Genomic DNA, 10,084 nt, shown 5'->3' with positions numbered 1-10,084 from the left:
TTTCTACAATCCACGTCGACGCCATTCATATCTGGGTGGCATCAGCCCTCTCGCTTTCGAAGCAAGAGTGGCATAATCACTTCTGACCGGCACAAAACCGTTACAAGTCCAGACGATACCATTCCACGCTTAATGCCGACTTGATGAGGGCGCTCGTTGAATATCAGGTTACCTTGTACCGCGTTGCTGCATTTGTTAGGAATGGCAAGTTAAGAGGATCTGCTCTTGATGAAAATGCACGAGAGAACCTGAAGCTTGATTTTGAAGTCAAAGAAGGCAGCTCTGATATCTGGGCTGGAGTGTGTAAGGCGCTCCCTGAATTGCTTGGGAAGGTAACGGATGGAATGGGACCTAAAGCAAAATTCGTTCTGTCTTTGACGACCATCCTTTTGTTGTTTGGTGCGGCCCCAATTAAAGAATGGATGGACACTCAGCATGCCATTCAGAAAGAGCAGCTACAGTCTGCAGATCATAGAGCGGAGTTGGCTGTCCTTGATCACGCAGTTTCAGCGGTAACAGAAACGAATAAAGAGCAAGTGGAAGCTAACCAAAAAATTCTTAAAGATGCAATAAGTGCATTTAAGGAAGTCGAGGTTATTCAAAGAGAATCTCAAAATGCCACTGCTCAAATAATGAAACAGGCTAAAGATGCAGATACTGTTACGTTTCAAGGGAAAGATTTGCCTGGAGATACTGTGAAAGTTCTTCAAACTGGTTTCCGGAAAAGTGGTGATAAAATTAGCCTAACGGGAATATTTAAGGTTGAAAAAGCATCATCTGTGGCTGGAGAAGGATTTTCTTGTCAAATTCGTGGACAAGATGGGACCACCATACAGGCAACATTGGCTGACGCAGTGATGGCAGAGCACGATCAGAAAATTATCCGCGAGGCATTTTGGAGCAAACAATCCATTCAATTAACCGTGTCTGCTCGAAAGGTTGGGAAAGAATATCGTAACGCTGAAATTGTGCAGGCAGATACCCTGCCTGATCGTTAATAAATGTCGGACTATTTTTCATAATTGGTTTGAGTGCCAGTGAAATGATCTTGCCTTCATAACTGTAGTAGGTGAAACCCCAGCCATCCCAGCTATCTGACGTAACGACATGCGCGCTCCCTCCGGTGTGCTGAGTATCCGTTCAACCTCCGCCCGGCGCTTGCTGGCTGTGTTCAGAATGAACGGAGGGGGCGAGGCAGCGTTCGGTCTCTCGTTATTCCCCATATCTGCGGCTTCTGAGGTGGCGCGGTTTTCAGGAGCACCTGCTTCCCCATCAGAGGTGGCCGGAGATCCCCGGTCAGGGGGAATATCCCCAGAGGCAGGATCTGGCCTTTGGGAGTTTTCCGCAGCATGCAGCCTCTCCAGATCCCGCAGGATGGCAGCGCTGTCATTGTATGTGCCCTGACTGGCTTCCTGAAAGCGGAGGCGGGTAATCACGTCCGAGATGTTGCGGGCCTCAATCTCTTTGTTGATCAGATCACCCAAAGCCCAGCGCCGGAAGTCGGTGCCTTTGCTGAGATAATTATACTGGCCGTTGCTGTCCGCTATGTTCCGGTCATCATAGAGCTTCTCCCAGTAATCGTATTCCGCAATGGCATCGGGAATGGTGCCAGGCCAAGGCTTGACCGTGGCGAGGGCCGCACGAACGCGCACGCTCGGGCTGAAATGCTCTCCGTCCCATGTGTCACACTTGCCGGGGGCGCCTGCCTTGCGGAAGGGCTCAATCACGGCGTCATAGGCTTGCTCTTCGGCGGTATGCGCGAACACAGCCTCTTCCGAGCCGTAGCGGGTCAGCACTTCCTCCATCTTGGCACGGTTGGCCATGCGCCATGCTGCACGCTTCTTTTCCTCAGCCTTGGCATATGCGCGCTGGTGAGCCGGGTTGCTCATGTCATAGAAGGTGAAGCCACCTGCTGAGGGCTGGGGCTCGTCGTCCAGATACCCCTCTGTGAGCAGCAGGTCAGGCACATCCGCCAACGTGTAGCCATGGGGCTTAACCAGCGCCTCGGCCCGGTTGCGCGCTGCGGCCTGCTCTCCAGCGTCTCCCCGCTCGGCCAGAGCCCATATTTTCGCCAGACGGTCGAGATTGAGTTTGCTCTTATGCTGTCCGGCCATCTGTCCTGCTCTGCTGTTCATAATGAACAGTACGCGTGACTAGCTGCAGGTACAAGCAGAGGTGTTCATATTGAACAGGTAAGCTGGAAAGAGGGCTGCACCATGCCGTTAAAGCTGATGACCGTGGCGCATCATAGAAATTTCTATGTCAGAGGCACTGTGGGTGGACGGCGCATTTATGAAAGCACCCGGACAGGCAATCGCAAGGAGGCAGAGCAGTATCTTGCCAAGCGGCATGCGGAACTATGGACTGAACATATCTACGGCCGGAGGGCCGTGGTCACATTCAGGCAGGCGGTGACAGCCTATCTGGAGGCAGAGCAGCGCTCGCTTGCGACGCAGAGATACCAGGAGCGGCTGCTTGCATATTTCGGGGATGCCCAACTGAGCAAAATCACGCAGGCCAGTGTCGATAAAGCCTGTCAGTCCATTTTGACTGATGCCGCGCGTGCCAGGGCGACGACGAAAATCCGAAGTGTGATAACGCCTTTAAGATCAGTGCTGGAGTTTGCGGCCATAAGAGGCTGGTGTGACCGTCCTGCTTTCAAAGGACCGAAGACCCAGAAAGCCCGGACGACCTTTCTCCGGCCTGAAGAGGCGACACGCCTGGTGCTTGCTGCAGCACCTCATTTGCAGCCGTTGCTGATTTTCCTGATTGGGACCGGTTGCCGCATGTCAGAAGCAATGGAACTGGACTGGCACTCTGTGGATCTGAAGGGCGCACGCTGTGTGGTCTGGCAGAAGCAGGGCAATGAGCGGCACGTTGACCTGCCTCCGGTTGTCATCCGGGCCTTGGCCTCTTTACCGTGGCGAGAGGGCAGGGTGTTTCGGCCCGGCGGGCAGAAAACAGCTTCCAACGAGGCCTATCAGGATAGTGGCCGGCAATATGGGGGCCAGATCAAGTCCGGCTGGTCCTACGCCTGTAAACGGGCTGGTTTGCGGGGAACTGTCCGGAGGTGGACGCCCAAAGGCGCGCGCAGAGAAAAAGAGTGGTTCGTGCCAGACATCACACCGCATGGCCTGCGTCACACATGGGCATCCTGGCACTACTGCGTTCACAAGGACATCATGCGCCTTCAGTATGATGGAGGCTGGAGCACGGTCGCCATGGTCTCACGTTACGCCAAGCTGATGCCGGATGTGTATCGGGATGAAATCATCCGGTGGTGGCAAGACGGCCCGGAGGGGCTGGGATGGCCGGAGGGTGAGCAAAGCCCATCAGGGAAAGTGATTGTTCAAAATGAACAGACGGCCAACTCCCCTCCGCAGGAAGATAATACCCTCCTGCTGGCTCGGGCATTGCTGGTGGCTCAGGAGATTATTGAACGGCAGCATGAGACAATCACATCTCTTGAGCGGGCGCAGAAATAGATTGTGACTGCCCAATATATTGTATATACAATAATCCATGAGATACGATTGGGACGAAACAAAACGTCAGAGCAACATTGCCAAACACGGCGTTGATTTTGTTGCCGCTGATGGCTTTGAATGGGACGCTGCTTTTGTTCTGACCAGTCAGAGCGCAAACGAACCACGCCTTGTCGCTATCGCTCCGATCAATCTCCGTCTTCATGTGCTGGTATTCAGCATTGAGACGCGCATCGTCCGCATCATCAGCCTGCGTAAGGCCAACAAACGGGAGGTCATGCTCTATGCCGCGCAAACCTGAATTCATCATGCCGACAGACGAGGAAGACGCCCGTATCAATGAGGGCATCACTCTGGATGCAGACAACCCTGAACTGACCGAGCGAGATTTCCTACGGGCGGTTCCTGCTTCCGCTATTGTGCCTGATCTTGCGTCTCAGCGCCGAGTGCGCGGTCCACAGAAAGCCCCGACAAAGAAGCTGGTTTCTATCCGGCTTGACCCTGATCTGGTTGATCGCCTGAAACAGGATGGTCCGGGCTGGCAGGGGCGCTTGAATGACCTGCTGCGCGAGGCGGTGGGACTATAATAGCCACTGCCTGCGGTAATGAATGACGATCATGTCCCTGGGCTGCACGATATGAAGATGAGGGACATAGGGCGAACGCCAGTATCTACGCCTCAACCTGAGCCAGCGCATCCTGCACCAGTCGATTGAGGCTGACGCCACGGGCTGCGGCAATCTCTGCAGCGCGGGCATGGATCTCTTCAGGCAGGCGGACCACAAAGCGGCCAGAATAGTGCTTGACCGGATCAATGCCTTTTTCAGCGCACATCTCCATGAAAACTCGGAGGGAAGCCTCACCTTCCTGCTGCAGGCCGCTTACGCTATCTGCATAGAAATCAGCCCCTCCGTTCAGTCCCAGAAACTCCCCCCGGAACATGCCGATTTCAGGGTCAAACTGGATGACAGCCCGATGGCCGCCAATTTCCATCATGTTATTCATGGCGTCACTCCATTCTGCTCAAGCCATTTTCTGACAGAAGCTACGGCTCCTTTGTCGGTGTCTGGTTTAGGATGAGGTCGGTGGAAGACCTTGATCTCTTCAAACAGGAACACACCGATGCGTGAGCCTTCACGCTCTGACACCTCCGCGCCCAGAGAAACGAAAAGAGCTTCAATGTCCGTCCAGGGCACGTTGCCTGAGACGGGGCGTTTGAAGATTAACTCCAGCGTTCGGCGGTGCTTGGCTTTCATAGAAGTGTGATACTATTTTTTGGTATCATATGCAAGGAGGATACTCTACTAACCACGCTTCCGTTTCATTCTGCCGTGCCGGTTGTTCCGTTGCCGGGCTGCACGCCGGGGTGGGTATGTTCCATAAGGCTGATGCTGCCAGCTTTCACGTCACCGGAAGTAGTGATGTCGCAATTGAACGTGGCCTTGCTGGCGGAGACGGAAAATTCTCCCTTCGTCTGCACCTTCACCCCACTGCCGGTCAGCCAGATGTATTCCTCCGGGATGCCATTCAGGAAGCCGCCGATATAGAGCCCGTCGCTCCAGCTATGAATGCGATGACTGCCGGGGCTGCTGGGTGCGCGGACCTGCTTGATGTTGGAAATATCACGGCTTGCGAACACGGCCAGGCCGATATCATCAATGGCCGGATCGACAATTACCGCGGATTGGCCTCCCTGCAGGCGGAGGTAAGGTAGATTGTAGATCATCGGCATAGGCGTGGGCATGCCGCGCCCATTCACCTGATGAACCATAGGGAGGGCATCAACAAACCCCACAGGCTCCAAACCCGTCGCAGAAACGGCTTTGACCTGCACCAACATGGCCCCGGCCATGCGGGCCATCTGCTGGCGTATTGCGAACAGGACCGGGTTTACGTGGCCAGTGGTGTCTGAGGCTTGCGCTTGCCCCAGATAGGCGCTCTGGTCCGCCCCGCTCATGCTGAAGCCCCCGGAGGAGTATTGTCGCTGCCATAGAGCGGCCGCGTTGTCTCAATGCTGGTCAACCATTCGCCTCCAGGGTTTTCGCTCTCAATGTCATGCGTCACTGTTTTGATGTTCCATATCCCGCACGCTGGCAGAAGGTCACTTGTGACCCTTAAGGACTGCCCGAAGCGGATGTCCGGCCGGAAAACTGTCTTGAAGTTCAGTCCATTCCCGGTGAATGATGGATAGCCAAGCATGCCAGTCGCTGATGACACATCTGCAATAAGGTTTGAGCGCCCCTTGCCCTCCGGCCAGATGGCGTATGTGCCGTTATCGAAAATCCTCTGAAAGCGGCCCATCCGCGCCAGTTCATCCAGTTGCTGGCCGCTGCTGCCTGTCAGGACGATATCGGCGGCCCGGGCTGTTACACCATCATTCTCAAAGACAAACCCAAGACTGCGGACAATCGTGCCGACAGCATCAGCAACGTTGATAGTGCCCTTGTAACTGGTTGACGGATAATCAGCCAAAGAGCTGAAGGCCATGGCCGTTGAATAGATATTCAGACAGGTATCGGGCATGCCAGAATTGTCCTGCCATGCAGAGACAATGTTCCCCTGGAAAATCTGGCTTAGCGCGCCGCCTTCATTGCCAGCCGTGATGATGATCGTATTGTTCCGGCCTCCGTCCGCATTGGGCGTCAGTACAGGCTGGTTCAGGTCATTCATCAGGGATTGTCTCAGACCATACACGCGCAGCTCAGCGGAGGATCCAGCTACACCTCCGACCATATTGACCGTTGCCTGAATGCGGTGGCCGCTCACGTGAAGCTCTTGTGAACCACTGGTGCCGAATTGCCCGCGCCCCAGTCGGAACGTCAGGCTGATTTTGCGTTTATAGAACGTTTCCAGAGAAACCGCGCCCGCTTGCTCGACCATGTCAGTTCAGCCCCGTATTGGTAATGGTCGCCAGCTCTCGGCTCACAGCATGCGCCGTGCCCCGTGCGTCTGTGGCGCGGGTATTTACCGTCACATGGAAGGTGTTGTGCGCATGGTGGTGAACCTCCTGTGCCGGGCCTCCGCCTTGATTGCGGGCAATCGCCTGTTGCGCGGCTGCCTGGTTCAATCCGGCGTATGGGTCATAGCCGTTTTCCCGGCGGGTGATTGCATGCATCAGGCTGGCAACGGTGTTCACGTCTGACGCATTCAGGCGGGCGTCCGGACTGACCCCCATATCCTTTGAAACTTGAGCGATATAGTCATTCGTCAGGTTGCCATCTGACGCTGGAGCCCAGCGGGAGATAATGCCGCGAACAGACTGGAGACCACGCTTTCGCATATAGGTTTGCAGGTTCTGGGCCATGGCACTGAGACCGGCTTCCGGCGTGGCGAACTGGGCAAATTGTCCGTCTGACCCAGCCCCGGCCCATGAGCGGAGATTGCCGGGGTTGTTGTTGCGGATCCCGCGCGGCGCAAGAAGCCCGTGCATGGCTTCAGCCCGGCCGCCGATATAGTGAGCAACAGAGACAGAGCCTTCCTCAATGTAATGCCAGGCTGACTTTGCGGCACTCTCGCCGCGATGCAGCATGCCTTCCAGCCACTGCCTGACTGCAGGGGCGTCGGCCTGGATAGTCTTCTTGAAATGGTCCCACCCCGCCTGCAGGGAAGCCATGGCCTTTCCCCAGGCATCAGAGGCGTCCCCTGTTAAAACCAGCCACCGGGCCCGGATCGTGTCGGAGTCTTCCGTGAAAAGAGAGGTGAAGGCTTTCCATCCTTCTTCTGCCCCATGCTCAAAGCTGTTCCATGCCGGGCGGAGGCTGGCCAGGGTACGCGAGCCGATTTGCTCAATCTGGGTCCAGCCATTGGAAACGGACTGATAGAACGCACCAAATTCGGACGCGCCCCCGCTCATCCATGACGACCAGTCTTTGTAGAAATAACTTCCCGCGGCCATCACAGTACCAAACCCGGCAGTCAGCGCCAAAACGCCCGCGTTTGCGGCCGCAAACCCCGCCACAAAAGGACCGGCCATAGCCACACCAAGAGCGATGGCCGCAGCAGACACCCCGGAAAAAGCAGCGTCCGCAATGGCTTGGTGTTGCCTGATGGTGTTGGTTGCCCCCCGGATCAGATCATTCACGCTGGACATCTGGGGGGTAAAGTCACTCTCAATCTGCCGGCCAAGAGCTTTGACGGAGGTGCTTAAGCGCTCTTGAGAGTGAACAAGCCCTGCATTGGCCTTTGTCTGCTTCTCAGTGACCTCCGCCCCATCCTCTTGTGCCTCATTCAGCATCCGCTGGGTGGCGCCAGAGCCTGAATTAACCAGAGGGAGAACGCCGTCCCCAAAACCGAAGCTTCTGGCCTGCTGTGTACGTCTGCGCATGTCCTTGATGGTGGACAGGTAACGGAGGGCGTTCTTGAAAATCTGTTCCGTGCTGAGGGCATTGCCGCTTTTCCCATCCAGAACCGCGATGCCGGAACGCTGCATCTGCTGGAGCTGGGCGGAAAAGGTTTTGTTCAGGTCCCATTCTGCGATGGAGGAACTGATAGAGGCAAAGGTTTGCCTGATGCTCTCTGCACTCCCCCCGGCCATACGGGCGGCCGCCTCCCATTTGCCAAGAGACGCGGTAGACATGTCGATGGTTTGTGAGAAATTCCGTGTCGCCACCACATTGGCGCTGGTTTCCTGGAAGAAGGCATTAAGCCCCCGGCCGGCCGTTACGACGGTGAGCAGCCCAAGCACCTGCTCCCTGACATTCCTGACAGATTCAGCAACCCGGGCGTGCGCCTGCTCGATCCCCTTGGCATTATCAGTCAACCGCGCACGCAAGCGCTTCAACGCACTTTCTGTTTGCTGAGCGCCTTTTGCGACCCCCCTGCTGTCCAGTTCCAGGGAGACAACGAGGGAATCAATTATCATGGGATGACTTCTCCCGGCTCAATCCAATAGAGGGCATACCGGCTGCCAAGCCCATCGTAGGTCGGGTCCTGTTTTCCTTGCAGGTCAACAAAGACGAGATCGCCCTTCATCCCGAGGTATAGGGACCTCACAAGCAGCGTCCGGTCTTGGCAGATAACCCCCGCCAAGATCGGCCGCCCATTCAGGGCAATATCGGCATACAGCCCGGTACTGCGCTGACGCAGGACAAGCCCGATATTCTGGCCGCCCAATAAGACATTCAAGGACTGCGCCGAGGTAGGGGTCAGGGGAATGGCTTGCATAGCTTAACTCTTGCTTGTCGCGGGCGTGGGGTTTACCTGCCCGATATTGACGAGGGGAGCGCCGGACGGCTCTTTTGTGGTCAGGGCGCCGGATCCTGCGCGCGCAAGTTTTGCCCTGGCCCCCCCTCGCACTTCTTCAGCGCTAATAATGAGCCGCAGCATTGAGGGCGATCCTCCTTGGCGTAGATCTCGCTCTACATGCGTGATGTTCATATTCAGGTAAGTGGCCTCCGGGGTGGCTATGCTGAAGAGGTCCGTGGATGCAGCCGCCGCCCGCACAGCCTTGTGGAAGCTCTCGCGTGTGGCGAGGTCTCCGTCACAAATCAGCATCACGCGCACTATATTGGGCATGACGACTTTATTCACGGAAGCAAAAGCCCCTTGCTCCATAGGGACGCTGGTTATCCGGCTTTCCTGAATGGCACCGAGGGAAATAACGTGTGAGGATGTGGCAAATGGCTGATTATCGCTGGTGAAAATCCCCCAATGGCTGGCGGCCTCGCTGACGAGGTAATCCTCCAGCGCCGTGGCGAGGATGGTGGATGCAGACGCCTGTATTCCGGTGGAGACCGATTGACCCAACAGCGCAGGAACGCCCGCGGCTACGGGAATATCCCAAGCGGACGGCAGGGGGATGACTGCAAGAGGCATCAGTTTGCCTCCTTACAGGCGAGGTCCCGCAGATTTCGCGGCCACGCACTGGTTATGTTGGTCGATAACCAGAAGCTCAGCCATGTCATAGAGATCCTCCGCGTCATAGATACTCTGGAGCTCCCCGAGCGTTGCCAGCCGCTCACGGACTACTGCTCCGATGAGGGGGCTGATGTTGGGGTAGTTGAGGAAGCCTCCCGATCCCTTTCCGAAGCCAACGCCGGCAGGGATCGGGAGACGGCCTGAAAAAAACCGGTGTTAAACCCGAACGCTACCTGCTGGAGATCAATGAAGGTGCCGATATCTTCAAAATCACCATCTATGATGGGGCGCGTTACGGCCGGGCGCGCTGGGTCTGGCTTAATTTTGATGCAATCCCGCAGCTCTTTCTCAAGAGGATCAGACAAGGCCGGATCCACAGAGCGTAGCACGTTCAACCCGATCTCTGATCTGGCGACTTCCGCAATGGCGTCGGCATAAACGGCCCTTGCTTCAAATGGGGTGCCGACTGTAGCGGCATGCAGGAACGCGCGGCCCCATCGCTCTGCTTGGAAAGCCGGCATGCGGGAAATCACGAAGACCTTCCCCGCGTCAGGGCCTTCTGTGGTGACGGTGTAGTCCATTTCTCGGATCAAAAGTGCCCACTCCAAAAGCATAAGAACATTCTGAGAACCCTACGGCGTGTCGTCAGTTAGGCCCTGAGAGTTGTACTTTCTGGCTGCCTGTGCTGATTGTTTTCCCGGTTTTCAGGGGGGGGGGAGCAACAGATGCGGCGGTATGGCTTA

General features: G+C 56.1%; 13 protein-coding genes. 4 read left to right on the top strand and 9 right to left on the bottom strand.

Annotated features, from left to right (window positions below; all coding sequences use genetic code 11):
- Positions 1 to 143: 143 nt before the first annotated feature.
- Entirely contained in the window at positions 144 to 998 is an 855-nt protein-coding gene (locus GOB82_RS12505) for a hypothetical protein (RefSeq protein WP_166123578.1), read from the top strand.
- Positions 999 to 1,016: 18 nt separating this feature from the next.
- On the opposite strand, the gene GOB82_RS12500 is transcribed toward GOB82_RS12505, so the two are convergent.
- Positions 1,017 to 2,114: an Lrp/AsnC family transcriptional regulator gene (locus GOB82_RS12500; RefSeq protein WP_166123576.1), complete on the bottom strand. Its 1,098-nt coding sequence runs from the start codon at positions 2,112 to 2,114 to the stop codon at positions 1,017 to 1,019.
- Positions 2,115 to 2,216: 102 nt separating this feature from the next.
- Between GOB82_RS12500 and GOB82_RS12495 the strand changes: the two genes are divergently transcribed.
- The 3 genes from GOB82_RS12495 to GOB82_RS12485 are packed head-to-tail and all read left to right on the top strand — an operon-like array spanning position 2,217 to position 4,072.
- A complete protein-coding gene (locus GOB82_RS12495; protein WP_166123573.1) occupies positions 2,217 to 3,485 on the top strand; it encodes a tyrosine-type recombinase/integrase in 1,269 nt (422 codons plus the stop codon).
- A gap of 37 nt (positions 3,486 to 3,522) precedes the next feature.
- Positions 3,523 to 3,786: a BrnT family toxin gene (locus GOB82_RS12490; protein ID WP_166123571.1), complete on the top strand. Its 264-nt coding sequence runs from the start codon at positions 3,523 to 3,525 to the stop codon at positions 3,784 to 3,786.
- A complete protein-coding gene (locus GOB82_RS12485; protein WP_166123569.1) occupies positions 3,770 to 4,072 on the top strand; it encodes a BrnA antitoxin family protein in 303 nt (100 codons plus the stop codon). Before GOB82_RS12490 ends, GOB82_RS12485 begins: the two co-directional genes overlap by 17 nt.
- Before the next feature lie 85 nt (positions 4,073 to 4,157).
- Here the strand turns inward: GOB82_RS12485 and GOB82_RS12480 are convergent, their stop codons facing one another.
- The 8 genes from GOB82_RS12480 to GOB82_RS12445 all read right to left on the bottom strand — a co-directional run bounded on the left by GOB82_RS12480 (position 4,158) and on the right by GOB82_RS12445 (position 9,955).
- Positions 4,158 to 4,490 (bottom strand): type II toxin-antitoxin system HicB family antitoxin, encoded by a 333-nt coding sequence (locus GOB82_RS12480; protein ID WP_166123567.1) that lies wholly within the window; start codon positions 4,488 to 4,490, stop codon positions 4,158 to 4,160.
- Positions 4,487 to 4,741, bottom strand: coding sequence for a type II toxin-antitoxin system HicA family toxin (locus GOB82_RS12475; protein WP_061507208.1), 255 nt, complete (start codon positions 4,739 to 4,741; stop codon positions 4,487 to 4,489). The genes GOB82_RS12480 and GOB82_RS12475 overlap by 4 nt, the downstream gene beginning before the upstream one ends.
- 65 nt (positions 4,742 to 4,806) lie before the next feature.
- A complete protein-coding gene (locus GOB82_RS12470; protein ID WP_242007409.1) occupies positions 4,807 to 5,442 on the bottom strand; it encodes a baseplate assembly protein in 636 nt (211 codons plus the stop codon).
- A complete protein-coding gene (locus GOB82_RS12465; protein WP_166123565.1) occupies positions 5,439 to 6,365 on the bottom strand; it encodes a baseplate hub protein in 927 nt (308 codons plus the stop codon). The genes GOB82_RS12470 and GOB82_RS12465 overlap by 4 nt, the downstream gene beginning before the upstream one ends.
- A 1-nt stretch (position 6,366) precedes the next feature.
- Positions 6,367 to 8,346: a hypothetical protein gene (locus GOB82_RS12460; RefSeq protein WP_166123563.1), complete on the bottom strand. Its 1,980-nt coding sequence runs from the start codon at positions 8,344 to 8,346 to the stop codon at positions 6,367 to 6,369.
- Positions 8,343 to 8,648: a phage baseplate plug family protein gene (locus GOB82_RS12455; RefSeq protein ID WP_166123561.1), complete on the bottom strand. Its 306-nt coding sequence runs from the start codon at positions 8,646 to 8,648 to the stop codon at positions 8,343 to 8,345. The genes GOB82_RS12460 and GOB82_RS12455 overlap by 4 nt, the downstream gene beginning before the upstream one ends.
- A gap of 3 nt (positions 8,649 to 8,651) precedes the next feature.
- Positions 8,652 to 9,299 carry a hypothetical protein gene (locus GOB82_RS12450; protein WP_166123559.1) on the bottom strand — a complete coding sequence of 216 codons (648 nt, stop codon included), beginning with the start codon at positions 9,297 to 9,299 and terminating at the stop codon, positions 8,652 to 8,654.
- Positions 9,300 to 9,448: 149 nt separating this feature from the next.
- A complete protein-coding gene (locus tag GOB82_RS12445) occupies positions 9,449 to 9,955 on the bottom strand; it encodes a hypothetical protein (RefSeq protein WP_166123557.1) in 507 nt (168 codons plus the stop codon).
- Positions 9,956 to 10,084 lie beyond the last annotated feature (129 nt).

This window comes from Acetobacter farinalis, from assembly GCF_011516935.1.
GTDB lineage: Bacteria > Pseudomonadota > Alphaproteobacteria > Acetobacterales > Acetobacteraceae > Acetobacter > Acetobacter farinalis.
This window is presented reverse-complemented; position numbering and strand designations above follow the sequence as displayed.

Excerpts from the sequence above, each read along its gene's own strand:
- GOB82_RS12490 (WP_166123571.1), top strand. The coding sequence starts at position 3,523 with ATGAGATACGATTGGGACGAAACAAAACGTCAGAGCAACATTGCCAAA.
- GOB82_RS12455 (WP_166123561.1), bottom strand. The coding sequence starts at position 8,648 with ATGCAAGCCATTCCCCTGACCCCTACCTCGGCGCAGTCCTTGAATGTC.
- GOB82_RS12495 (WP_166123573.1), top strand. The coding sequence starts at position 2,217 with ATGCCGTTAAAGCTGATGACCGTGGCGCATCATAGAAATTTCTATGTC.
- GOB82_RS12460 (WP_166123563.1), bottom strand. The coding sequence starts at position 8,346 with ATGATAATTGATTCCCTCGTTGTCTCCCTGGAACTGGACAGCAGGGGG.
- GOB82_RS12470 (WP_242007409.1), bottom strand. The coding sequence starts at position 5,442 with ATGAGCGGGGCGGACCAGAGCGCCTATCTGGGGCAAGCGCAAGCCTCA.
- GOB82_RS12450 (WP_166123559.1), bottom strand. The coding sequence starts at position 9,299 with ATGCCTCTTGCAGTCATCCCCCTGCCGTCCGCTTGGGATATTCCCGTA.
- GOB82_RS12505 (WP_166123578.1), top strand. The coding sequence starts at position 144 with ATGAGGGCGCTCGTTGAATATCAGGTTACCTTGTACCGCGTTGCTGCA.
- GOB82_RS12480 (WP_166123567.1), bottom strand. The coding sequence starts at position 4,490 with ATGAATAACATGATGGAAATTGGCGGCCATCGGGCTGTCATCCAGTTT.
- GOB82_RS12465 (WP_166123565.1), bottom strand. The coding sequence starts at position 6,365 with ATGGTCGAGCAAGCGGGCGCGGTTTCTCTGGAAACGTTCTATAAACGC.
- GOB82_RS12445 (WP_166123557.1), bottom strand. The coding sequence starts at position 9,955 with ATGCTTTTGGAGTGGGCACTTTTGATCCGAGAAATGGACTACACCGTC.
- GOB82_RS12485 (WP_166123569.1), top strand. The coding sequence starts at position 3,770 with ATGCCGCGCAAACCTGAATTCATCATGCCGACAGACGAGGAAGACGCC.
- GOB82_RS12475 (WP_061507208.1), bottom strand. The coding sequence starts at position 4,741 with ATGAAAGCCAAGCACCGCCGAACGCTGGAGTTAATCTTCAAACGCCCC.
- GOB82_RS12500 (WP_166123576.1), bottom strand. The coding sequence starts at position 2,114 with ATGGCCGGACAGCATAAGAGCAAACTCAATCTCGACCGTCTGGCGAAA.